This window comes from Pseudoalteromonas sp. P1-9 (assembly GCF_001399975.1).
GTDB lineage: Bacteria > Pseudomonadota > Gammaproteobacteria > Enterobacterales > Alteromonadaceae > Pseudoalteromonas.
Genome location: NZ_LKBD01000186.1, coordinates 1 through 253, shown reverse-complemented (window position 1 = coordinate 253; position 253 = coordinate 1). Strand labels below are relative to the sequence as shown.

The window sequence follows — 253 nt, the reverse complement described above, 5'->3', positions numbered from 1 at the left end:
AGAACTGAAACATCTAAGTACCCCGAGGAAAAGAAATCAACCGAGATTCCGAAAGTAGCGGCGAGCGAAATCGGATTAGCCCTTAAGCTTTAGTGTAGTTAATGGAATGTTCTGGAAAGTTCAACGATACAGGGTGATAGTCCCGTACATGAAAACTTATCTAAAGTGAAATCGAGTAGGTCGGAGCACGTGAAACTTTGACTGAATATGGGGGGACCATCCTCCAAGGCTAAATACTCCCAACTGACCGATA

General features: G+C 43.9%; 1 rRNA gene. It reads left to right on the top strand.

From position 1 onward, the window contains the following. A 23S ribosomal RNA gene (locus AN214_RS22110) occupies positions 1-253 on the top strand; the annotation flags it as partial.